Here is a 23,000-nt window from a genome sequence, read left to right as displayed (position 1 = left end):
GCCGCGAAGGACGCGGGCAAAGCCGCCACCCGGCGGGCGCTTTCAGGTCCGCAGGCGGGGCGGGGCGCGCATCTGCTCCGGCGTGGTGAAGTAGGCGGTCGACGCGCCCAGCTGGCCGCGCACCTGGGCCAGCTCGTGGCGCGCCACGCTGCGCAGGTGCACCTCGTCGGGCCCGTCCATCAGGCGCAGCGCGCGGCCCCAGGTCCAGAACGCTGCCAGCGGCGTGTCGGGCGACAGGCCCATGGCGCCAAAGATCTGCATGGCGCGGTCCACCACGCGCTGCTGCAGGCGCGCGGCCACCACCTTGATGGCCGCGACCTGGGCACGCACCTGGCGGACATCGGCGGCATCGCCCTGGTCCAGCAACCAGGCCGCATGCAGCACCAGCAGCCGCGCCTGGTCGATCTCGATGCGCGACTCGGCAATCCACTCCTGCACGTTGGCCTGCTCGGCCAGCGCCTTGCCGAAGGCCGTGCGTTCGAGCGCGCGCTCGGTGGCCAGGCGCAGCGCCAGCTCGCACTGCCCGATGGTGCGCATGCAATGGTGCACACGCCCCGGCCCCAGGCGCGCCTGTGCCATCGCAAACCCCGCGCCCCAGTCGCCCAGGAGGTGGTCGGCCGGCACCCGGACATCCTGCAGCAGGACCTCGCAATGCCCCTCGGGGGCGTGGTGGTGCAGCACGCTGATGTTGCGCACCACCCGCAGGCCCGGCGTGGCGGCGGGCACCAGCACCATGCTGTGGCGCGCGTGGCTCGGGGCCTCGCCGCCGCCACCGTCTGCGCCGGCATTGCGGCACAGCACGATGAACAGCCGGCACTGAGGATGCGCCGCCCCCGTGATGAACCACTTGCGGCCGCTGAGCACCAGCACATCCCCTTCGCGCCGTACCGTGGTCTGCAGGTTGGTGGGGTCGGACGAGGCCACATCCGGCTCGCTCATGGCGAAGGCCGAGCGCATCTGGCCACGCAGCAGCGGCTGCAGCCAGCATGCACGCTGCGCGGGCGTGGCAAAGCGGTGCAGCAGCTCGATGTTGCCGGTGTCCGGCGCCTGGCAGTTGAACACCTCGGCGGCCCAGGGCAGGCGGCCCATCGCCTCGGCCAGCGGCGCGTAGTCGAGGTTGGACAGGCGGGTGCCGGGCTCGTCGGGCCCCAGCGTGGGCAGGAACAGGTTCCACAACCCCTCCTCGCGGGCCAGGGCCTTGAGGTCTTCCACGAAGGGCGGCGGGTAGTCGCCCGCCAGCGCGGCCGCATGCCAGGCGGCGTTGTAGGGCAGCAGATAGCGGTCCATGAACGCCACGAGGCGGTCATGCAGTTCACGGGCCAGGGGCGAAGGTGCGAAGTCCATGCGGCCATTGTGAAAACCGCACGGGCACGCGTCACAACGCAGGCGACACCGGGCTTGACGCAGGTCACGCACACCGCGGCCCCGGCCCGCTGCCTGCTCTGGAACGCTCCTCATTTCATAGCTGCCAGCGCTTGCCAATCCGGCGACAGCGGGCATTTTTTCCATGGGTCGCGCGGCAGGCCGGTACCATCGCACGATGAGCACGCACTACGAAACCCTGCACCCCGCCGACGTCTACCGCGAGGCATTCGCGGTGGAACCTCCGCCGGCACCCGACGAGCGCCACCTGTGGCCGCGCAAGCCGGGCGGCTTCATCGTGCATGCAGCCGCCGCGGCGGCCATGGCCACCCCGCGGGGCGAACAGGCCCCAGCACCGGCTGTGGACGACAAGGCAGCCGCCGCCCGCGTGCTGGTGCCCGCGCAGTGGGGGCTGGTGCCGCACTGGGTCAAGTCGGCGTCCGACGCGAAGCTGCGCGCCCCCAAGCTGGTCAACGCCAAGTCCGACCTGGCCTCCACCGGCACGGCATTCCGCGATGCCTGGCTGAACGGCCAGCGCTGCATCGTGCCGATGATGGCGTTCTATGAAGACGACTTCCGCTCCGGCAAGGCCGTGCCCACGCGCATCTCCCGCGTGGACGGCAAGCCCATGGGCGTGGCCGGGCTGTGGGCCCGCTGGCAGGGAGCCGGTGGCGAGGTGATCGTGAGCTACTGCCTGCTCACCGTGAACGCCAACAACCACGCGCTGCTGCACCGCTACCAGCAACCGGGCAGCGAAAAGAGCATGCCCGCCATCCTGAACGAAGGCGCCTACGACGCCTGGCTCACGGCCCGCCCCGACAAGGCCAAGGAATTCATGCGCCAGTACGCGGCCACCGCGCTCACGGCCAACCCGGTGGAGAAGAAAGCCGACAAGGTGTCCAGGGACTGGCTGGACTGACGGCCATCTTGCCCGCGGCCATTGCAAGGCCGCCGGCTCCGCTGACTCACTTACCTGTGAGCAAAGCTGCACAACGAAGGGCTGCTGACCTCGTTATGCACTTTCGTGCTGGCCGAATGGAACTCGATGTATCGGAGAAGAGAATTCAAACAGGGGAATATTGAATATAATTAATATTCTGAAAATATTATATTAATCCCCTTTCAGAAATGCGGAATGCTTCCGGAGGGCCCGCCGTCAAATATGTTGCCATTTACCATATTGTCACCAAAAGACAAAAGGCTGCCACCTAGGTTATTATAACCTGTGTCGTTGGCCACAATCGTGGATCCTCGAAGGTAAGTCGTGCCGCCACGGGTGGTGATGCCGTATGTGTAACCTCGGACGGATACATTGCTGATGGTTGATATGGAATTGGCTGCACCAATGTGGATGCCGTAGGTGCTGGTAGCGGTCGTCGCATTCGTCATTTGGACGTTGCGAATATCCATGCGCCCATTGACAACGCTGACGGCCATATTGATGCCGTAGGCATAGCCTTCGATGGTACTGTCTTCCACGACAACATACCTGGCCGCAAGGTACCTTACAGCACTCGCCGCCCCAGACACGCCAGTAAATGTAAGCCCACGCAATACCACGACGTCGGTCGGCGCCGCATTAATCACAACACCATTCACCCCAGAACCCGCCGTCAAAATCCCTGCAATATGTCCCTTTCCATTAATGGTAATGGATTTTGTAATGGTGACGCCCCCGAAACCTCCATCATCCAATGCATTGATCTCGCCGCCAGCTGCTGTTTTGCTGATCGCCCCAGCAAATGTCTTGCAGGGGGCTGTCCGGCTGCAGGGGTTTACGTCATCTCCGACTCCTGATACCCAGGTTCGTGTCGCTTGCGCGTACACCGAGGAACTGAGTCCCAGCATGAGCGTGGCCCAGAACAATACGCCCCATTTTGAGAAAGACTTTTTCATGTTGATCTCTTTCGTTAGTCTGACCATGAGCCAACCGCTGGTAGATCGTGTTGACTACTGGCACCACGTTCCCGCGCGGGAGGTTGGCAAACCCGCACACAAACAAGTGTATTGATTTGTATCACTTCATACAACGAAATACCAACAGCCTCGCAGACGCATGCTGAGCATGCAATTCATGCAGCGTCGGTACAGGAAAAGAGTCGACAAGATGGCCAAGTGCTTTCTGGAGCGAACCGGCACCTCAGCTGCCGGGCCCTCAACCGAGTCTCCCAGCACAAACGTTCGCGCGATGAATCCCTATCCGCCCAACGGAAGCTGAGGCTCCCCCAGCGACAGCATCAGCCGGTTCGCCCAGTTGAAGAACGCCGCGCCGTGCAGCGCGTCGGAGATCGCGAAGTCATCAAGCCCTGCAGCGCGCAGGCCCTCGATGTGGGTGCCGTCCAGCGCCGTCGGCGTGGCGGTGAGGGCCACCGAGGCCGCGACGATGGCGTTCCAGCGCGGGTCGAGATCGGCCCCGACACCCTCGTCCAGCAGCCGCTGCACATCGGCCTGGCGGTGCGAGAAGTGCGCGGCAAAACGCGCATGCACCGACGCACAGTAGATGCAGCCGTTGGCGCGCGAGGTGGCCGTGGCCGACAGCTCGCGCTCCGCCCGGGGCAAGCCGGCATCCGGGTTGTAGAAGATGTCCTTGTCGGTGCGGGTGCGCGCGCCCAGCGTGTCGGGGTCGCGCGCCAGCAGGCGAAAGTACGGCGACTTGGCGCGTGCGGCGTCCACCAGGCCGGCGTAGTGGCGCTCGGTCAACTCGTCCTCGGCCAGCGGGGGCAGCCAGGGCAGCCATTCGAGCTGCGCCTGCGTGAAGGCCGTGGGCTCATGGTTGCCGGGGTGGGTGATGACGGCGGTATCGCTCATGGCTGGACCTCTGCGGTGTGGGGGGTGGACGACGACGCGGCAGGTGCCGGATGCGCTGCGAGCAGGCGCAGGCCCACCACCACGCGGATCTGGAACGACAGGAACGCCACCAGCTGCGACAGGATCACGATGTCGGTGGCCGGCCAGCCGGCATCCAGCAGCGCCTGCAGCGCCGCCGGGCTGGCATCGCGCGGGTGGAAGGTGAGCAGGTGCGCATGCGCCAGGCCCGCCGACAGCCGCGCGCCCAGCACGGTGCGCTGCGACTCGCCCACGGCGTAAGCGGGGCCGTCGGTGTTTTCGCGGCTCAGCGGGCCGGCGGGGTAGTGGCCGTACGGGCCCTGCGCCGCGCCACGGCTGACCTCGGCGGCGATGGCGGAGGCCAGCCCCGCACCCGCGTCCTGCGCCACCAGAGCGGCGGCATAGAACGCCGCGGCGTCCGGCTGCTGGTGCAGGCCTGCGACGAACGCCGCAACCGCCAGGCGCTCGGCCAGCGTGACGGTGCCCGGCGCCGGAGCGGTGGGTGCGAACAACGCGCGGTAGCTCTCCTGCGCATAGGTGCGCGCCTCGAGCCGGTGGCGGCGGATGGTGTCCAAGTGGTCGCCGGGTTCGATGCCGGTGAGCAGGTCGATCACGTCGGGCAGTGCTGCAGCGTGCGGCGTTGCTCCGGGGGAGGGAATGGGGGCAGGGGTGCTCATGCGATGGCCTCGGTGCGGGTGGAGGAAGCTGTTGGTGTGGGTGCCGTGGTGGTTGCGGCTGCAGTGGTGGGAGTGGTGTTGGCAGCACCGGTGTGCTTGCGCACCCAGCCCAGCGCTGGTGCTACGCGCGTGGCTGTGAGTTCGATGGAGCGCAGGATGTGCGCATGCGGCGGGTCCACCGAATGCACCTGGAACACGATGTCGGTGGCGCGTGCCAGCGCCGTGTCGGACTGCAGGGAGGCGATCACGTCGTCGGGCGTGCCCACGTGCACGTCGTACGCGGCAATCAATGTCTCCAGCGGTGCATCGGGCCCCGGGCGCGATGCCTGGCCAGGCTGCAGCGCGGCTGCGACAAAGCGGGCGGCGGCGCGGCGCAGGCCCGCATCGGCCAGGCGCAGTGCCTCCTTGCGGTCGTCGGCCACGAACAGGCTGCGCGAGCCGACGATGCGCGGCGTGGCGCCGCCGGGCAGTGCGGCAAGGTAGGCGTCGATGATGGGGTGCTGCAGGTCGTGCAGCGCGGCGCCTGGTGCCTCGGCCGTGCGCGGCTGGGTGCGCGACAGCATCAGCCCGTCGCCCGCCTGCCCCGCGCGTTCGCCGCCCGCCACCGAGAACGTGGCCTGCCAGATGCGACCCAGCAGCTGCTCGGCGGCCGGGTACAGCCGGTCGCCACCGGGCAGGGGCCTGCCAGCCCAGGCCTCGCGCACCAGGGCCAGGTGGCGTGCATAGACCGCGCTGCGGTCATCGCTGGTGATGCCGAAGGCCGCGAACGATTCGGGCGTGCCGCCCGTGCCCACGCCCAGCTCCAGCCGCCCGCCCGAGAGCAGGTCGAGCACGATGGCGTCCTCGGCCACGCGCACCGCGTTTTCCATGGGCAGGGTCACGATGCCGGTGCCCAGGCGGATGCGCCGCGTGCGCGCCGCCACTTGGGCCAGGAAGACGAAAGGCGAGGGCAGGCCGCCTTCGTGTTCGTGAAAGTGGTGCTGCGCCACCCAGGCGGAGTCGAAGCCGAAGGCCTCGGCATGGGCGATCTGCTCGGTCACCAGCCGGTAGCGTTCCCCGGCCGGGGCATCGTCAAGCAGCCTGCTGAAGAACCCGAGGCGTTTCGTTGGGGAGGTCAGGGAGAGGGTCATGGTGCTGGTTTTTCTTTCCGGGAATGGCTTCGATGAGTTCACGCGTGTAGTCGCTGCCGGGGCGCAGGAACACGTCTTCCACGCGGCCCGCATCCACCTGCCGGCCGCCCTGCAGCACCGAGACGGTGTCCGCGATCTGGCGCACCACGGCCAGGTCGTGCGAGATGAAGAGGTAGGTCAGGCCCAGGTCGCGCTGCAGCGTCTCCAGCAGCGCCAGGATCTGCGCCTGCACCGTCACGTCCAGGGCCGACACCGCCTCGTCGAGCACCAGCACGCGGGGCTGCAGCACCAGGGCGCGCGCAATGGCCACGCGCTGGCGCTGGCCGCCCGACAGGGCGCGCGGGCGGCGCTCCAGCACGGCCGGCGGCAGGCCCACGCGCGCCAGGATGTCGTGCACGCGGCGCGCGCGCTCGGCGGCGGGCAGCAGGTCGAAGTTGAGCAGGGGCTCCTCGATGATCTGGAAGATAGTCTGGCGCGGGTCCAGCGAGCTGAACGGGTTCTGGTAGACCAGCTGCACCGTGCGGCGGAACTGCCGCAGCGCCTCGCCGCGCAGGGTGGTGAGGTCCGTGCCTTCGATGACGATGCGGCCCGCCGTGGGCTGGCGAAAGCCCACCACGTCGCGGATGGTGGTGGTCTTGCCCGAGCCCGACTCGCCCACGATGGCGTGTGTGGTGCCGCGCCGCACGCGGAACGACACGCCGTCCACCGCGCGGAAAGGCTCCTTGCGCCCGGCCACGTCGAAGTCGTGCACCAGGCCGTCCACCACGATGGCGAAGTCCTCGGGCCGCTCTGGCGCGTCGTTGGCGGCGGCGGCACGGGCAGGGCGAAAAGCGCCCTGCGCAAGCGACGGCGCGTCGGCCAGCAGCTTGCGCGTGTAGGCGCTGTGCGGATTGCGCAGCACGCTGGCCGTGTCGCCCTGCTCCTGGATGCGTCCGCCCTGCAGCACCACCAGCCGGTGGGCGCGGTCGGCCGCAACGCCCAGGTCATGCGTCACCAGCAGCACGGCAGTGCCGAACTCATGGCGCAGTTCGTCGATGAGGTCGAGGATGCGCCGCTGCACCGTCACGTCGAGCGCGCTGGTGGGCTCGTCCGCAATGATGAGCGCAGGCTGCAGCGCAATCGCGATGGCGATCAGCACGCGCTGCTTCATCCCGCCCGACAGCTCGTGCGGGTACTGCCGCGCACGCAGCTCGGGCTGCGACAGGCCCACCTTGGCCAGCAGGTCAACCACGCGCCGCGCGATGACCTGGCGATCGCCGTAGCGGTGGATCTTCAAAATCTCGCCCACCTGCTCGCCCACCGTGCGCACGGGGTTGAGCGAACTGGTCGGGTCCTGCGGGATGAGGCTCACCACGCGGCCGCGCACGCTGTCGAAGCGGTCGGGCGACCAGCCAGCGACGTCCGTACCGTTCAGGCGAATCGCGCCATGCTCCACCCGGCCGTTGTCGGCCAGCAGCCCGATGAGGGCTTGCGCGGTGGTGGTCTTGCCCGAGCCGGACTCGCCCACCAGCGCCACGACCTCGCCGGGCGCGATGGCGAACGACACGCCGTGCACCACACGCTGTTCATGGTCCTTGTCGCGGTAGGCGATGGAGAGGTTCTCCACCTCCAGCACCGGCGGCTGCGCCACGGCCTGGTCGATGGTGGTCATGCGCGCCCCTTCGTCAACGCCGCGCTGATGCGGTTGGCCGCCAGCACCACGGCCACCACCACCAGCCCGGGCACGGTGGTGAGCCACCAGGCCGTCGAGATGTAGTTGCGCCCCTCGGCGATGAGCAGGCCCCATTCGGGCGTGGGCGGCGGCGCGCCGTAGCCCAGGAAGCCCAGCGTCGAGATCGACAGGATGGCCGAGCCGAATTGCAGCGCCGCCATCGCGATCACCGAGGTCAGCGAGTTGGGCAGCACATGGCGCCACAGCACGGCACCAAAGCGCCCGCCACTGCCAAAGGCCGCCTCCACGTAGTCGGAGCGGCGAACGCGCACCACCTCGGACCGGGTAAGCCGCGCAAAGCTGGCCACCGACGCCACGCCCACAGCCACCGCCGCATTCAGCGTGCCAAAACCCAGGATGATGATGATCGACAGCGACAGCAGCAGCGAGGGCACCGAAAGCAGTACGTCGACGGTGCGCATGATCACGTCCTCCACCCAGCCGCCGATGGAGCCCGCCAGCACGCCCAGCAGCGTGCCCAGCACCAGCCCCACCGCCACCGCCAGGAACGCGCCTGACAGCGAATGCACCGCACCGAACACCAGCCGCGCATAGCCGTCGCGGCCCAGCGCATCGGTGCCCAGCCAGTGCGCGGCCGACGGCGTCTGCAGCTGCTGGCCGGCCACGCCCACGGTGGCGCTGTAGCTGGTGAAGACACCGGGCGCGACCGCCCAGAGCGCCACCAGCGCGATCACGCCCCAGGCCAGCCACAGGCTGAGGGGTGCGCTGCGCGCGCGCTGCAGGATGCGGCCGCCCCAGGTGCCGCCCTGCGCGCGCGATGGCGGGGCGGCCAGGATGGGCGCCGTGGGCACCACGACGGCGGCGGGCGCCGCCACGGCGCGCTCGAAGCGGTGCGGGGCCGGGTGTGCGGCACCCGTGAAAGCGCCCAGGTCGGCGGTCGAAGACGTGGTGGTCATGCGGGATCTCCTCAGGTGCCCAGGCGCGAACGCAGACGGGGGTCGAACACGGGGTAGAGCAGGTCCACCACCAGGTTGATGAACACGAAGGCCGTGGCCGAGACCACCACCACCGCCTGCAGCACGGCGGTGTCCTGATTTCCCACCGCCTGCTGCGTGAGGCTGCCCAGACCGTTGAGGCCGAACACCGCCTCGGTCACCACGGCGCCCGCCAGCAGTTCGCCGAACAGCACGCCCGCGATGGTCAGCGTGGGCAGCACGGCGTTGCGCGCAACGTGCTTCCACAGCACCCACTGGCGCGTCGCGCCCTTGGCCCGCGCCACGGCCACGAAGGGCTGCGTGAGCACCTCGTCGATGTTGCGGATCAAGATCTGCGCCAGCGGCGCGGCAATGGGAATGGCGAGCGTGAGCGTGGGCAGCACCAAGCCCTGCCACTTGCCGGGGTTGATCACCGGAATCCACCCCAGGCGGAACGACACCACCTGGATCAGCATGATCCCCAGCCAGAACACCGGCACCGAGATGAACAGCGAAGGCAGCGACTGCAGCGCCGAACGCAGCCAGCCCCAGCGCGTGAGCTGCGAGGCAAAGGCCAGCACCACCGCCAGCAGCAGCGCCGCCGCAAAACCCAGCCCCGCCAGTCGCAGCGTGGGCGGCAGGTTGGTGGCCAGCCCCTGACTCACCGGCACCCCCGCCTGCACCGAGTACCCGAAGTTGCCGCTGAGGAAGCCCAGCAGTGTGTGCTGATACTGCTGCCACACGGACGTGTCCGCACCGTAGGCTGCGCGAATGTCCGCGATCTCCTGCGGCCCCAGGCCCAGCTCGGGGTTCAGGAATTTGATCAGGATGGCATCGCCGGGCAGCAGCTGCAGCAACACGAACGATGCCGTGAACGCCGCCCACAGCACCAGCAGGGCCTGCCCCGCGCGGTTGGCAAGGTACTTGAACATGTCGGACTTTCCTTGTGTGGCAAAGGACATCCAGCCTGCGAGGTGGGTGCCCTCAAGAGCTCAGTGCTTTGCCGCAATCCATGTGCCGTAGAAGCTGGGGCGGCCGACGGCCTCGAACTCCACGCCCTTGACCGAAGGTGCGCCTGCGAAGGCCTGCGGCTCCTCGAACACCGGGATCACATAGGCCTGGTCGATCAGGTAGTTCTGCACATCGGCCGTGAACGCCAGGCGCCTGGCCGGGTCGGTCTCGGCGGCGATGGCTTCGAGCAAACCGTTCAGCTTCGTGTCTTCGAACGACTTGACCTTGCTGCTCACGCCACCCTTTTGCAGCAGCACGTTGCGGTTGGTCGGGTAGTAGTTGCTCTTGATCACGTCGGGGTCGGCGCGGCCCACCATGCCGGGTGCCACAGGGGTCTTCTCGGGGTCGAGGCTGTCCACCGTGCGGCTGCCGGAGTCGCCCGCCAGCACGTTGAGCTTGACGCCCACCTTGGCCCACTGCTGCGCCACGAGCTGCAGGGTTTCCTTGTTTTGCGGCTGCGGCAGCGACTCGTACGCGGCCAGCACCAGCTCCTTGCCGTCCTTCTCGCGCAGGCCGTTCGCATTGAGCTTCCAGCCGGCGTCGTCCAGCAGCTGTTGGGCCTTGGCCTCGTCGTAGCCCAGCTTGGCCGACAGGTTCACGTAGCCCAAGGCCGTGGACGCGATGACCGAGGTGGCCTGCGGGTAGTTGGCCGAGAACAGGGTCTGCACGATCTCCTTGGTGTTGGTGGCGTGCAGCAGCGCCTGGCGCACCTTCACATCGGCCACCAGCGCGTTGTCGGGGCGAAAGACCACGCTGTTGTTCACGCCGCGCGTGGAGGGAGCGTAGATGGCGAACTTCTGGTCCAACACGCGCTTTTCGTCATAGGCCTGCACCTGGCGGATGAAGCCCGCCTGGCCCGACAGCAGCGCGCCGATGCGCACGCTGTCTTCGGGCGTGACGATGAGCTTGATCTCGTCGAGCCGCGCCCGGCCCTGGTGGGCGTGCTGGGCCGGGCCCCAGGCGTAGTCCTTGCGGGCGGTGAGCGTGAGCTCCTTGCCCAGCGTCTCGGCCGTCACCACGAAGGGGCCGGAGCCGATGATCTTGGTCGCGTCGCCCAGCTCTTCGAAAGGCCGCGCCAGCGTGGCCAGCGACACCAGGCCCGAGCCGATGACGGACGTGCCCTGCAGAAAGCCCGGCGAGGGCTTCTTGAAGTAGAACTTGACGGTGAGCGGGTCCACGACCTCGCTCTTGTCGTAGTTGTTGATCACCTCGGACACCGGCAACTTGAGCTCTTTGTTGCCCAGGCCGTAGGTGTCGTAGTTCCTGGCCACGGCGGCGGCATCGAGCGGTGTGCCGTCCGAGAAGGTCACGCTTTTTTTCAGCTTGAAGGTGTACTCGGTAGCCGTGTCGTTCACGGTCCAGGACTCGGCGATCCAGGGCTGGATCTGCAGCGTCTTCGGGTCCTGGTAGGTAAGCTTGTCGGTGATCTGGTTGAGGATGCCACCGTTCGGGTAGAAGCCCCCCGCCGGCGGGTACAGGTTGGTGTGCGCCTGCTGCTCCAGGTACACCAGCGTGCCGCCCTGCACGGGCTGGTCGGCAACCACGCTGGTGGAGGCGGCTGGCTCGCTGGCCTGTCTGGAGCAGCCCGCCACCAGCACGCCCAGGGCCACGGCCGATACGCCCACTGCCCACCATCCCACCGATTTTTTCTTTGCAAGAAACACGTTTTGACCTCGTCGCCGCGCAGGCATTGAAATGACACATCCGGCCCCCTTCGTCGCAGGCATCGGCACGGTGTGCACACTGCGGCGGAGCCAGTTCATGTGTATTCATGCTATCGGTGCGCAGGCCCGGGCATGCATGTATTAAGTAGCATCGATATGCGGAAAACGATGCAGCAAACCGCCCTCCGCGCTTATCTGGAACCTGCATATGCGAGCACGGTTTTCTTTGTTGGCTTCACGGGTGCGGCTTCCAACAATCTCCCCACGACGCTGCTTGTTCCGTGCCCGATGTCCGAGGCCGCAAGCGGTTGGAAAGAACACCGCCACATGTCCCACTCCCCCGCCCCCCTCAACGACTACCTGGCCGAGAAGCGCGCCGCCGTGCTCGCGCGCGACGCGGCCATCGAGCGCGGCACGGCGCAGCCCGCGGCCCTGAAAGCCCGCGTGAGCGCCGAAGGCCGCAGCGGCGTGCGCCGCATCCGCATCCGCGACCACCAGGTGATCAGCGACAGCCCGCCCGATTTCGCGGGCTACAACCTGGGCCCCAGCTCGCCGGAGCTGCAGCTGGGTGTGCTGGGCAGCTGCGTGACGCACATCTTCCTGATCCAGGCCGCCTCGCGCCAGGTGCCGCTGACCAGCCTGGAGGTGGAAGTGAGCGGCGTGATCGACCCGCGCGGCGGCAAGCCCGGGCACGAACAGACGCCCATCTGGCCGCACGACATCGCCTACACGGTGCACATCGACTCGCCCGCGAGCCGGGCCGACATCGACGCACTGTTCGAGGCGGTGGAACGCACCTGCCCCATCCTGAACCTGCTGCGCAACCCGCAGCAGGTGCGCGCCAGCGTGGCGCTCACCAACTCCGGCGCCGCCGCACCGCTGCCTGCCGCACAGCCCTCCGCAGCCGCCGAAGCCGTGCCCGCCTGACCCGCCGATTGACCACGCAAGGAACCCAGCCACCATGGCATTGACACTCGACCACATCGTGATCGCGGTGAAGGATCTGGACCAGACCATCGCCGACTACCGCGCCCTCGGATTCAACGTGCTGCAGGGCGGGGAGCACCCCGGCCGACCCACCTACAACGCGCTGGTCGTCTTCGCGGACGGCGCTTACTTCGAGCTGATCGCCTGGCGCTCGCCATCGCCCGGCGAGCGCTGGTGGGAGCTCTTGAACGCGCACGGCGACGGCATCGTGGACTTTGCGCTGCTGCCACCCGACACCACCACCACGGTGGCCGGCGCCAAGGACCGGGGCCTGGCCTACAGCGGCCCGCACGACGGCGGCCGCGTGCGGCCCGATGGCGAACGCCTGCGGTGGCAGACGGCGCGCCCCCCGTCGCACGACCTGCCCTTCTTGTGCGGCGACCAGACCCCGCGCGCGCTGCGCGTGCCCGAAGGCAACGCCCGCGTGCACCCCAACGGCGCCCGCGGCGTGGCCAGCCTGGCCCTGGCCGTGAAGGACCTGGATGCCAGCCTGGCCCACTACCGCGCCCTGCTGGGCGAGGCCCAGGCCGCCAACGTGAGCGCGCCCTTCCTGCAGCCCGGCACGGGCGCGCGGGTGGGCACGGTCACCCTCGGGCGCAGCACCCTGGTGCTGACGCAGGCAGGGCCGCTGCCGGGCACGGCAGGCCATGCAGCCAGCACACAGCTGGGCACGCGGGGCGAGGGCCCATACGCACTGGTACTGGCCACCGACGGTGCCACGCCGGCGCCTCCCACGGCAGACCGCACCCATGGCGCGGCCATCGAATTCGCGGCGGCGTAAGAGTCCTCCCGAGTGGCTGCGCGGCTGACGGTCCTAGAGCCCCAGCGCCGCGAACAACTGCTCTGCACGGGCCGTGGCCGCGTCGGCCATGCGCATGGGCCGGCCCCACTCGCGCTGGGTTTCGCCGGGCCATTTGTTCGTGGCGTCCATCCCCATCTTGCTGCCCAGGCCGCTCACGGGCGAGGCGAAGTCCAGGTAGTCGATGGGCGTGTGTTCCACCAGCAGCGTGTCGCGCGCCGGGTCCATGCGGGTGGTGATGGCCCAGACCACATCCTTCCATTCGCGCACGTCCACATCGTCGTCCACCACCACGATGAATTTGGTGTACATGAACTGGCGCAGGTGGCTCCACACGCCCATCATCACGCGCCGCGCGTGGCCCGCGTAGGCCTTGCGGATGCTCACCACGGCCATGCGGTAGCTGCAGCCCTCGGGCGGCAGGTAGAAGTCCACGATCTCGGGGAACTGCTTTTGCAGGAGCGGGATGAACAGCTCGTTCATCGCCAGGCCCAGCACGGCGGGCTCGTCGGGCGGCTTGCCGGTGTAGGTGCTGTGGTAGATCGCGTCCTTGCGCATCGTGATGCGGTCCACGGTGAGCACGGGGAACTCGGCGCATTCGTTGTAGTAGCCGGTGTGGTCGCCGTAGGGCCCCTCCAGCGCATGCTGCCAGCCGCTCGCGTGGCTCGCGTCCGGCGCTATGTGGCCTTCGAGCACGATCTCGGCGGTGGCGGGCACCGAGAGGGGCACGCCCAGCGCGGGCGTGACCTCGGTGCGTGCGCCGCGCAGCAGGCCGGCGAACTGGTATTCGCTCAAGGAGTCGGGCACGGGCGTGACCGCGCCGAGCAGCGTGGCCGGGTCCGCACCCAGCGCCACGGCCACGGGGTAGGGCTGGCCGGGGTGCGCGGCGCAGTGGTCGGCGAAGTCGAGCGCGCCGCCCCGGTGGGCGAGCCAGCGCACGATGACCTGGTTGCGCGAGAGCACCTGCTGGCGGTAGATGCCCAGGTTCTGCCGCGCCTTGCGCGGCCCGCGCGTGATGGTCAGGCCCCAGGTGATGAGCGGGGCCACGTCGCCCGGCCAGCAGTGCTGCACGGGCAGGCGGGCCAGGTCCACGTCCGGCCCTTCCCACACCACCTGCTGGCAGGGCGCGCCCCGGGCCACGGTGTGCGGCGCCATGTGCCACAGCGTCTTGAGGAAGGGGCCCATGGCCAGCATGTCCTTGACGCTGCGGGGTGCCTCGGGCTCCTTGAGGGTGGCCAGCAGTTCGCCCAGGGCGCGCACGCCATGCAGGTCGGCCACGCCCATGGCGCGGGCCACGCGGCCGGGCGTGCCGAACAGGTTGGTGAGCACGGGCAGCGCGTGGCCCGTGGGCTGCGTGAACAGCAGCGCGGGGCCGCCCGCGCGCAGCACGCGGTCGCTCAGCGCCGTCATCTCCAGGCGCGGCGACACGGGCTCGCGCACGCGGCGCAGGTCGCCCGTGGCGTCGAGCTGGGCCATGAAGTCGCGCAGGTCGCGGTAGGCCATATCAGTACCAGATTTTGATTTTGAATTTGAATTTGAATGAAATCAGCCTGTAGCGCTTATAAATGGTGCGCCAGTAGCTATCAATTAATGAGCATCCAGTTCCAGCCCCGACCAGCGCGGCGCCAGGTCGTGGGGCACGTCGATGAGGTCGAGCGCGCGCGCCACGCTGTAGTCCACCACCTCGCCCACGGTCTGCGGGCGCAGGTAGAAGGCCGGCAGCGGCGGGCAGACGATGCCGCCCATCTCGGTCACGGCGACCATGTTGCGCAGGTGCGTGAGGTGCAGCGGCGATTCGCGCACCATCAGCACCAGGCGGCGGCGTTCCTTGAGCGCCACGTCGGCCGCGCGCGTGAGCAGGTTGTCGGCCAGCCCATGCGCGATGGCGGCCAGCGTGCGCATGGAACAGGGTGCGACCACCATCGCATGGCATTGGAACGAGCCACTGGCAATGGCCGCGCCCACGTTGTGCACGTCATGCACGCGGTGCGCCAGGGCCTCGACGGCGGGGCGGTCCAGGTCCAGCTCGTGCTGCAGGTTGCGCCAGCCCGCGTCGGAGACGACCAGGTGCGTCTCGATGCCGCCTTGGCCCTGCAGCACCTGCAGGAGGCGCGCGCCGTACACGGCGCCGCTGGCGCCCGAGATGGCGACGATGATGCGGCGGGTGGGCACGGGCTCAGCCATGGGGCGCGCCCTCGGCCGCCCGGGCGCGCAGGGGTTGCGCCTGCTGGTCGGCCTCGACCTGCTCCAGCACGAGCGCCGCCTGCACGGGGTCGAAGTCTTCGTGCGCGCGCTTCTTCACGCCGTAGTGCTGCAGCTGGTAGTGCCGGTCGGCGGTGATGCCGTGGCGCGCGAGCGTGCTTTTCACGCAGACCAGCGGGCAGCCGTCGAGCGCGATGATGGGCCGGCCCGAGCGCACGGTTTTCAGCAGGTGCGGCACATCGCCGCCCACGCCGGCGATGCACGACATCTCGGCGACGCCGTGCCGGTCCAGACGCAGCGCCACGTGGTTGGCCAGCTGCGCGGCGCTGGAGCAGCCCGAGCAGGAGTAGACGAGGGGGTGGTTCAGGGCCTGGTGGGGGGTCATCGCTCACCCTCCGTGGCGTGGCGCAGGGCCCCGGCGGCGCCGCAGGTGGTCCAGCACCTGGCGCGGTGCCAGCCTCTGCGCCCACTGGCGCGGGTCCAGCACCGGCAGCTCGATGGCGTCGAGCGCGTTCTTCACCACCAGGCCCAGTTCGGTGTCGCCCTCCATCGACAGGCGGCGGCTGAAGAACAGCGTGTCGGGGTCCTGCTGGCGCTGGGCGAGCAGCAGGAAGTCGTGGGCCGTGGCGCTGAGCGTCAGGTCCGCCACGGCGGGTGCCGCGAGCGGGGCATGGGGCGCGAAACGCTGGCCGGTCCAGGCAAAGTCGAACGCCAGGCGCGCATCGCGCACCTGCACTCGCATCTTCTTGTCGAACAGCAGGCGGCCCACGTCGGGGGGCAGGTGCCGGGCCAGCGCGAGGTTGAGCGCCGTCACCAGCAGCACCGAGCCCGGGTAGGCGGGCAGGCGCGACAGCACGGCCCCCACGGGAGGGGGAACCACCCGCGGGTTCGAAGGCGAAGAGGAGAAAGCAGCCATAGGGTAGGAATCGGGCGCTCAGGCCACGTAGAAGAACACGGTGAAGAAATGGCAGGCACTGCCGCCCAGCACGAACAGGTGCCACAGCCCGTGGCCATGGCGCACGCGGTGGTCCAGCGCGTAAAAGACGATGCCCAGCGTGTAGCAGGCCCCGCCCGCCAGCAGCCAGCCAAAGCCCCCGGGCGTGAGCGCCCGCCACAGCGGCACCACGGCCACCAGCGCCAGCCAGCCCATGAGCACGTAGATGGCCAGCGACAGCGCCCGCGCGCCGCGCGCCCACCAGATCTCCTGCGCGATGCCCAGCAGCGCCAGGCCCCACACCACGCCCAGCAGCGACCAGCCCCAGGGGCCGCGCAGCGACACGAGCGCGAACGGGGTGTAGCTGCCGGCGATCAGCAGGTAGATGCTGCAGTGGTCGAGCTTTTGCAGCACGGCCTTGATGGCGCGCCGGCGCACGCTGTGGTACGCGGTGGACGCGGCGTACAGCGCCACCAGCATGGCGCCGTAGATGCTGAAGGCGACCACCTTCCACGGGTCGCCCAGGCGCGCCGCGAGCGTGATGAGCACGGCCGCGCCCGCCGTGGCGAGCACGGCCCCGGCCAGGTGGCTGATGCTGTTGAAGCGTTCTCCGGCGTACATGCGATGGGGGCCCGCGGGTCAGGACTGCGCCACGGCGCTCCGCACGCGCCCCTGCTCCAGGCCCGGGCGGCCGAACCAGTAGCCGTCGCAGGGGAGGTCGGGCATCAGCGGCTGCATGCGCTCCACCAGGTCGCAGGCCGCCTCGGGGGCGCGCGCGTGGCGGGCTTCGTCAAACGCGGCCACCACCTGCGGCATGTGCTGCGCCTGCGGGCTCAGGCGCAGCACGTCCACGCCGCAGGCGCGCAGGCCCGCCAGTTCGTTGGCCAGGTTGTAGACGCGGGCCGATTGCGTCTGCGTGCCGTTGAGCACGAGAAAACCCTCGTTCTCGCGCGTGCGCAGCGGCAGCCCGTCGGCATGCTGCAGGCAGCTGAACTGGCAGTCGTCCTTGGGCAGGTTGCGGTGGCGCGCGGTGAAGCAGCGCGCCGAGTACGCCAGCGGCATGCGCCCGTAGGCGAAGACCTCGGTCTCCAGGCCCTGCGGGCGCTGCGCCAGCACGGCCGACAGCGCGTCCCGCGACATCTCCACCGGCATCACCCAGCGGGTGGCGCCGAACTGCGCCATCCACTGCAGCGAGTGCGCGTTGTACAGGTTCAGGTGCGGCCCGGCCACGAAGGCCCGCGGCCCGGTGGGTGGCCGCGAGAGGCAGTGCACGGCGCCCATGTCGTTGGCCTCCACGGTGAACTCGCCGTTGGCCGTGATCTTGTGCAGCAGGCCCACGTCCGCACTGGATTCGATGAGCACCTGGGTGGACAGCACGGCCTCCTTGCCCGCGTCCCGCAGCATGCGCGCCAGCGCCAGCCAGTCGGCCAGGCGCAGCTCATGGCGGCGCGAGCACACTGTCTCGCCCAGGTACACCACGTCGACGGGCGTGGCGGCCATGGCTTCGTAAAACGCGAACACGGTGTCGCGCGGCCAGTAGTACAGCAGGGGGCCGAGAGAGAGTTTCATGGGGCGGGCTTCAGGGGTTTGATCGTGGGATCCAGATGCTGGGAGCGGCGCATGGAGTTCGAATCTGGCGCGGCCCAAGCCAGCGACCGCCGCGCAAGGGCCGTCCCGCCGCGCTGGCGGTGTCCCCCTTCCCGCATCGCGCAAGCGAGGCGAGAGAAGGGGGAAGGCGCGAAGCGTATCGGGGGGTTGTTCTTCATTTCCAGGGGCGGTGGTAGGCGCCCAGCGTGTGCTGCTGCCCTTCGGCCACCTGGTCCAGGCTGGCCATCCAGCGCGTCTTGGGCGCGTAGCGGTGAGGGTGGGCCAGGCACTGGTCGATGGCCTCGCGCCAGACCTGCGTGACCTGGGCCACGTAGGCCGGGCTGCGCTGGCGCCCTTCGATCTTGATGGCGCGCACGCCCATCTTCACGAGCTGGGGCAGCAGCTCCAGGGTGTTGAGGCTGGTGGGCTCCTCGATGGCGTAGTAGTTCTCGTCGCCACCCACGTCGAAGCGGCCCTTGCACAGCGTGGGGTAGCCGGCACTCTCGCCGGGCGCATAGCGGTCGATCAGCACGCCGTTCAGGCGCGACTCGCGGCCCTGCGGCGTTTCCACCCAGCGCACGGCCTTCGGGGGCGAGCACACACCGTGCGTGTTGGGCGATTCGCCCGTCGCATACGACGACAGCGCGCAGCGCCCCTCGACCATCACGCACAGGCTGCCAAAGCCGAACACCTCGATCTCCACGGGCGTGCGGTCGATGACCTGGCGCACCTGCTCCATCGACAGCACGCGCGGCAGCACGGCGCGCACGATGCCGAACTGCTCGCGGTAGAAGTTGATGGCCTCGTAGTTGGTGGCCGAGCCCTGCACCGACAGGTGCAGCCGCAGCCGGGGGTGGCGCTGCACCGCGTACGACATGAGGCCCGGGTCGGCCAGGATGACCGCGTCCACGCCCAGGTCCACCGCCTTGTCCAGGGCGCTGCGCCACGGCGCGGGGTTGGCGGCCTGCGGGTAGGTGTTGAGCGCCATGAAGACCTTGCAGCCACGCGCATGCGCATGGGCGATGCCGCTGGCGATGGCCGCCTCGTCAAAGTTCAGGCCCGCGAAGTTGCGCGCGTTGGTCGCGTCGCGCAGGCCCAGGTAGACGCAGCTGGCGCCATGGTCCACCGCCGCCTTGAGCGCGGGCAGGCTGCCGGCGGGGCAGACGAGTTCGAGGGCGGGCGCGGCCTCTGCAGGGTTGTGGGGTTCCATGGCTCTGGTTCAAACGCAGGCCCCCGGTGGGAGCCCAAGCACTGGGTGGCACCATACCGAGGCCGCTGCGCGCGCCGGCTGATCTTCATCAACCGGAGTGCACAATGCCAGAGCAATGCAGTCGGACTTTGACGCGGCCCGGCCGCCCATGCCCGCCTCGACCCTTTCCTTCCCCATTCCAACAACACCCTTCGCCGTGAACAAGAACCTGTGGCTGCTGGCCCTGTGCCAGGGCCTTTTCCTGACCAACAACGTGGTCTTCATCGCCATCAACGGACTGGTGGGCCTGCAGCTCGCCCCCTTTGGCTGGATGGCCACGCTGCCCGTGATGGGCTATGTGGTGGGCGGGGCCCTGTCCACCGCGCTCGTGGCCCGCAGCCAGGCCCGGTGGGGCCGCAAGGTGTCGTTCCAGATCGGGCTGGCCGTGGCGATCGCGTCGTGCGGCCTGTGCGCGTGGGCGGCCTTCAGCGCCAGTTTCTGGCTGCTGTGCGCCGCCACCGTGGTGGCGGGCTACTACAGCGCCAATGGCCAGCTCTACCGCTTTGCCGCCGCCGAGCTGGCCCCCGCGGCCTACCGCGAAAAGGCCGTGTCGCTGGTGCTGGCGGGCGGCCTGCTGGGCGCCGTGGCCGGGCCGAACCTGGCCAGCGCCACGCGCACGCTGTTTCCGGTGCCTTTCGCGGGCGCCTACGTGGTGCTCATGGGCGTGGCCCTGCTGTCCATGCTGTGCATGGCGGCGATCCGCTTCGAGGCGCAGCCCGCGCGGCGCGACGCCGCGGGGCAGCCCGTCGCGGGCCGCCCCCTGTCCGAGCTGATGCGCCAGCCCGCGTTCGTGGTGGCCATCCTGGGCGCCGCGCTGGGCTATGGCGTGATGAACCTGCTGATGGCCGCCACGCCGCTGGCGATGCAGGTGTGCGGCTTCAACTTCGATGCGGCCGCGCTGGTGCTGGAGTGGCACGTGATCGGCATGTTCGCGCCCGGCTTCGTCACCGGCCACCTCATCAAGCGCTTTGGCGTGCTGTCCATCATGGGCGCCGGCGTGCTGCTGAACCTGGCCTGCGTGACCGTGGCGCTCATGGGCGTGGAGCTGCACCATTTCGGCATCGCGCTGTTCATGCTCGGCGTGGGCTGGAACTTCCTGTTCACGGGGGCCACCACGCTGTCCATGACCGCCTACCGCCCCGAGGAAAAGGACCGCGCCCAGGCCGCCATCAACTTCTGCGTGTTCGCCACGCTGGCGCTCAGCTCGTTCTCGTCCGGCGTGCTGGTCACCACGCAGGGCTGGACGCTGCTCAATGCCGGGTCCCTGGTGCCCATCGTGGTCACGGGCCTGGCGCTCGCCTGGCTCGCGGCCCGGCGGCGGCGCGCCGTCTAGGCCCGCGTGGCTCCGGCGCCGGCACCGCCCGGCACCGCGACCGCGTGGGCGAGCCACCGGGCAAACGCGGCCACGGCGGGGTCTTCCTGCCGCCCCTGCGCCACGAAGAGACTGTAGCCACGCAGGCCGCTGTCATGGTGCGGATGCGCCAGCGCCAGTTCGCCGGACAGCAGCTCGCGCTCCACGAAGTAGTGCGGCACCAGGCCGATGCCCAGGTCCGCGCGCACCGCCTCGACCAGCATGGAAAACAGGTCGAACCGGTGGCCGCCCAGGCTGTGCGCCGGCACGCGCGTGATGCCCGCGCGGGTGAACCACGCATCCCACGCGCCCAGCCGCGAGCTCAGCTGCAGCAGCGGCACCGCGCGGAAGTCGCCGCGCTCCATCGCACGCCGGTGGCGCGAGCCGGGAGCGCACACGGCCACGCACACCTCGCTCATCAGCGGCACGGGCTGCACCCCGGGCCAGGCGGCGTCGTTGTACTGCACGGCCACGTCGAAAGGGATCTCCTGCATGTAGGTGTGCGTGGGGTACACCTGCAGGTGCAGGCTGCAGCCCTTGTGCGTGGCCAGGAAGGCGGGCAGGCGCGGCAGCAGCCAGCGCTCGGCGAACACGGGCACGCAGCCCACCAGCAGCCGCGCGCCGTCGGGCCGCTGAGCCATGGCTTCGAGCGTGTGGTTCTGCAGGCGCAGCAGGTCGCCCACCACCTGCGCGTGGTAGCGGCGGCCCGCCTCGGTGAGCGTGGAGCCGCGCGCGCCGCGCTGCACGAGCTGCAGGCCCAGCTGGCCTTCGAGCAGGCGCAGCTGCTGGCTCACGGCGCTGTGCGTGAGGCACAGCTCTTCGGCGGCCTTGCTCACGCCGTGGTGGCGCGCCACGGCATCGAAAACGAGCAGGGCGCGGGTGCTGGGAATGTGCTGGCGCATGTAAGAAAAACTGTCGGCCCGGCAGATTAAAGCAGAACCGCGCCCCGCCAATCGGTCCAACAATTGCAGGGCGCTTGCGTGCCAGGCGCCGCGCGCACCGGATGCCGCGGCCCGCGTGTGGCCGGGCCCCCCTTCCTTCGCAACTCCGCCCTCTCCATCATCCCGACCATGAAGAACCCTGCCTCCATCTTCCGCTTCACTCCCGGCGCCGTGGCGCTGGCCGCCGCGCTGCTGGGCCCTGCCGCCCACGCGCAAGGCGCCGTCGCCGCCACGCCCACCACGCTGCGCCCGGCCGTGGACCAGGCCTACACGCAGCTCATGGCGGCGCCCCAGATCCTGAAGCTGCTCGACGCGGTGAAGGCCGACCACGACCGCGCGGCGCAAGACCTCCGCATGCTCACCGAGATCGAGGCGCCACCGTTCAAGGAGCAAAGGCGCGCCGAGGCCTTCCTCGCACGCCTGAAGGCCCTGGGCCTGGCCAGCGCCGCCGTCGACGCCGAAGGCAACGTGGTCGGCATCCGCAAGGGCATGGGCAGCGGGCCCAAGCTCGTGATCTCGGCCCACCTGGACACCGTCTTCCCCGCCGGCACCGACGTGAAGGTGAAGGAGCGCGACGGCAAGCTCTACGCGCCCGGCATCTCGGACAACACGCGCGGCCTGGCCGTGCTGCTGTCGTGGCTCAAGGTGCTCAACGACCAGCAGATCGCCACGGTGGGCGACCTGGTGTTCGTGGGCAATGTGGGCGAGGAAGAGCTGGGCAACCTGCGCGGCATGAAGCACCTGTTCAAGGAGCACCTGGACATCGACGGCCTGGTGGCGCTGGAGCCCGCGCCCGACGGCACGGTGCTGGTGCTGGGCACCGGCAGCCACCGCCACGAGGTGACCTTCAAGGGCCCGGGCGGCCACAGCTACGCGGCCTTCGGCCAGGTGCCCAGCGCGATCCACGGCATGGGCCGCGCGATCGCCAGGATCGCCGAGATCCGCACCCCCAAGAGCCCCAAGACCACCTTCACCGTGGGCACGGTGGGCGGCGGCACCTCGGTGAACACCATCGCGCCCGATGCGCGCATGGCGGTGGACATCCGCTCCGACGAGATGGCCCCGCTGCTGGCCACCGAAAAGCAGGTGCTCTCGGCCATCGATACCGCCGTGGCCGAGGAGAACGCACGCTGGAATGTGAACACGCTCTCCGCCTCCACCAGGCTCATCGGCGACCGCCCCGGCGGCCGCACGGCGGCGGACTCGCTGATCGTGGAAGCCGCCGTGCGCGCCAACACCGCGTTCGGCCGCAAGACGGTGCTGGGTGGCGCGAGCACCGATGCCAACGTGCCCATGTCGCTGGGCATCCCGGCCATCGTGATCGGGGGCGGGGGCAAGACCGGTGGTTTCCATGCGCTGTCGGAGTGGATCGACCTGACCGATGCCTGGCAGGGGGCGCAGACCTCGCTGGTCACGGTGCTGGGCCTGGTGGGGGTGCAGGGCGTGAGCGAACCCCTGCTGGAGAAACGCCCGGCGCGCAGCCAGTGAACGGCGGGCGGCGGGCCCTCCCGCCACGGCCTGGCCGGCGGCCCGGCACCTGCCAGCCTTGCCGGCCCAGCCCGTCGCCCACGCACGGGCGGTAGGGGAATTCACGATTGTTGACACTGGGGCCAGGGCGCGGATGCGTACCATCG

22 protein-coding genes are annotated in these 23,000 nt (G+C 69.5%); 5 read left to right on the top strand and 17 right to left on the bottom strand.

Going from position 1 to position 23,000, the window contains the following annotated elements; all coding sequences use genetic code 11:
* Positions 1-42: 42 nt before the first annotated feature.
* Complete coding sequence (locus AC07PV_RS23000) at positions 43-1,344, bottom strand: acyl-CoA dehydrogenase family protein (protein ID WP_492806689.1); 1,302 nt, start codon at positions 1,342-1,344, stop codon at positions 43-45.
* 196 nt (positions 1,345-1,540) lie between these two features.
* Here AC07PV_RS23000 and AC07PV_RS22995 point away from each other — a divergent pair, with 196 nt between their 5' ends.
* Positions 1,541-2,281, top strand: coding sequence for an SOS response-associated peptidase (locus tag AC07PV_RS22995; RefSeq protein ID WP_494631413.1), 741 nt, complete (start codon positions 1,541-1,543; stop codon positions 2,279-2,281).
* Between the two features lie 203 nt (positions 2,282-2,484).
* Here the strand turns inward: AC07PV_RS22995 and AC07PV_RS22990 are convergent, their stop codons facing one another.
* From AC07PV_RS22990 to AC07PV_RS22955, 8 genes are all read right to left on the bottom strand, one after another.
* On the bottom strand, positions 2,485-3,258 hold the full coding sequence (locus AC07PV_RS22990) for a right-handed parallel beta-helix repeat-containing protein (protein WP_218339379.1): 774 nt from the start codon (positions 3,256-3,258) through the stop codon (positions 2,485-2,487).
* Between the two features lie 300 nt (positions 3,259-3,558).
* Positions 3,559-4,170, bottom strand: a complete 612-nt coding sequence (locus AC07PV_RS22985) for an alkylhydroperoxidase domain protein (RefSeq protein ID WP_218339378.1) — start codon at positions 4,168-4,170, stop codon at positions 3,559-3,561.
* Positions 4,167-4,865, bottom strand: a complete 699-nt coding sequence (locus tag AC07PV_RS22980) for a CMD domain protein (protein ID WP_218339377.1) — start codon at positions 4,863-4,865, stop codon at positions 4,167-4,169. The genes AC07PV_RS22985 and AC07PV_RS22980 overlap by 4 nt, the downstream gene beginning before the upstream one ends.
* On the bottom strand, positions 4,862-5,995 hold the full coding sequence (locus tag AC07PV_RS22975; RefSeq protein WP_255590964.1) for a putative FMN-dependent luciferase-like monooxygenase: 1,134 nt from the start codon (positions 5,993-5,995) through the stop codon (positions 4,862-4,864). The genes AC07PV_RS22980 and AC07PV_RS22975 overlap by 4 nt, the downstream gene beginning before the upstream one ends.
* Positions 5,937-7,646, bottom strand: a complete 1,710-nt coding sequence (locus tag AC07PV_RS22970; protein ID WP_494631412.1) for a dipeptide ABC transporter ATP-binding protein — start codon at positions 7,644-7,646, stop codon at positions 5,937-5,939. The genes AC07PV_RS22975 and AC07PV_RS22970 overlap by 59 nt, the downstream gene beginning before the upstream one ends.
* Entirely contained in the window at positions 7,643-8,623 is a 981-nt protein-coding gene (locus tag AC07PV_RS22965; RefSeq protein ID WP_218297048.1) for an ABC transporter permease, read from the bottom strand. Before AC07PV_RS22965 ends, AC07PV_RS22970 begins: the two co-directional genes overlap by 4 nt.
* An 11-nt stretch (positions 8,624-8,634) precedes the next feature.
* Positions 8,635-9,573 carry an ABC transporter permease gene (locus AC07PV_RS22960; protein ID WP_494631411.1) on the bottom strand — a complete coding sequence of 313 codons (939 nt, stop codon included), beginning with the start codon at positions 9,571-9,573 and terminating at the stop codon, positions 8,635-8,637.
* A gap of 60 nt (positions 9,574-9,633) precedes the next feature.
* Entirely contained in the window at positions 9,634-11,343 is a 1,710-nt protein-coding gene (locus AC07PV_RS22955) for a TIGR04028 family ABC transporter substrate-binding protein (protein ID WP_494631409.1), read from the bottom strand.
* Between the two features lie 300 nt (positions 11,344-11,643).
* Here AC07PV_RS22955 and AC07PV_RS22950 point away from each other — a divergent pair, with 300 nt between their 5' ends.
* Both AC07PV_RS22950 and AC07PV_RS22945 read left to right on the top strand, forming a co-directional pair.
* Positions 11,644-12,243: an OsmC family protein gene (locus tag AC07PV_RS22950; protein ID WP_218297045.1), complete on the top strand. Its 600-nt coding sequence runs from the start codon at positions 11,644-11,646 to the stop codon at positions 12,241-12,243.
* Positions 12,244-12,277: 34 nt separating this feature from the next.
* The gene (locus AC07PV_RS22945) at positions 12,278-13,084 is read left to right on the top strand and encodes a VOC family protein (protein WP_494631408.1); all 807 of its coding nucleotides are present in this window, start codon (positions 12,278-12,280) and stop codon (positions 13,082-13,084) included.
* 33 nt (positions 13,085-13,117) lie between these two features.
* Here the strand turns inward: AC07PV_RS22945 and ubiD are convergent, their stop codons facing one another.
* The 7 genes from ubiD to ubiU form a co-directional block, all read right to left on the bottom strand.
* The gene (gene ubiD / locus AC07PV_RS22940; protein WP_494631406.1) at positions 13,118-14,605 is read right to left on the bottom strand and encodes a 4-hydroxy-3-polyprenylbenzoate decarboxylase; all 1,488 of its coding nucleotides are present in this window, start codon (positions 14,603-14,605) and stop codon (positions 13,118-13,120) included.
* An 84-nt stretch (positions 14,606-14,689) separates the two neighbouring features.
* Positions 14,690-15,286, bottom strand: coding sequence for a UbiX family flavin prenyltransferase (locus tag AC07PV_RS22935; protein ID WP_218297042.1), 597 nt, complete (start codon positions 15,284-15,286; stop codon positions 14,690-14,692).
* Positions 15,279-15,689, bottom strand: coding sequence for a putative zinc-binding protein (locus AC07PV_RS22930; RefSeq protein WP_218339368.1), 411 nt, complete (start codon positions 15,687-15,689; stop codon positions 15,279-15,281). The genes AC07PV_RS22935 and AC07PV_RS22930 overlap by 8 nt, the downstream gene beginning before the upstream one ends.
* A 3-nt stretch (positions 15,690-15,692) precedes the next feature.
* Positions 15,693-16,220, bottom strand: coding sequence for a ubiquinone anaerobic biosynthesis accessory factor UbiT (gene ubiT / locus AC07PV_RS22925; protein ID WP_369640892.1), 528 nt, complete (start codon positions 16,218-16,220; stop codon positions 15,693-15,695).
* An 18-nt stretch (positions 16,221-16,238) separates the two neighbouring features.
* The gene (gene trhA, locus AC07PV_RS22920) at positions 16,239-16,859 is read right to left on the bottom strand and encodes a PAQR family membrane homeostasis protein TrhA (RefSeq protein ID WP_218297039.1); all 621 of its coding nucleotides are present in this window, start codon (positions 16,857-16,859) and stop codon (positions 16,239-16,241) included.
* A gap of 18 nt (positions 16,860-16,877) precedes the next feature.
* Entirely contained in the window at positions 16,878-17,807 is a 930-nt protein-coding gene (locus AC07PV_RS22915) for a U32 family peptidase (protein ID WP_218339365.1), read from the bottom strand.
* Between the two features lie 193 nt (positions 17,808-18,000).
* Positions 18,001-19,035, bottom strand: coding sequence for a ubiquinone anaerobic biosynthesis protein UbiU (gene ubiU / locus AC07PV_RS22910; RefSeq protein WP_494631405.1), 1,035 nt, complete (start codon positions 19,033-19,035; stop codon positions 18,001-18,003).
* A 196-nt stretch (positions 19,036-19,231) separates the two neighbouring features.
* Here ubiU and AC07PV_RS22905 point away from each other — a divergent pair, with 196 nt between their 5' ends.
* On the top strand, positions 19,232-20,407 hold the full coding sequence (locus AC07PV_RS22905) for an MFS transporter (protein WP_494631403.1): 1,176 nt from the start codon (positions 19,232-19,234) through the stop codon (positions 20,405-20,407).
* Here the strand turns inward: AC07PV_RS22905 and AC07PV_RS22900 are convergent.
* Entirely contained in the window at positions 20,404-21,327 is a 924-nt protein-coding gene (locus tag AC07PV_RS22900) for a LysR family transcriptional regulator (protein ID WP_494631402.1), read from the bottom strand. The two genes, AC07PV_RS22905 and AC07PV_RS22900, sit on opposite strands and share 4 nt — an antisense overlap.
* A gap of 168 nt (positions 21,328-21,495) precedes the next feature.
* Between AC07PV_RS22900 and AC07PV_RS22895 the strand changes: the two genes are divergently transcribed.
* Positions 21,496-22,854 carry a M20/M25/M40 family metallo-hydrolase gene (locus AC07PV_RS22895; RefSeq protein ID WP_494631401.1) on the top strand — a complete coding sequence of 453 codons (1,359 nt, stop codon included), beginning with the start codon at positions 21,496-21,498 and terminating at the stop codon, positions 22,852-22,854.
* The last annotated feature ends 146 nt before the right edge of the window (positions 22,855-23,000 follow it).

The organism is Acidovorax sp. GW821-FHT09A11 (genome assembly GCF_059418365.1).
Note: the sequence above shows the minus strand (reverse complement) of the source record. Positions and strands in the feature narration are given on the sequence as shown.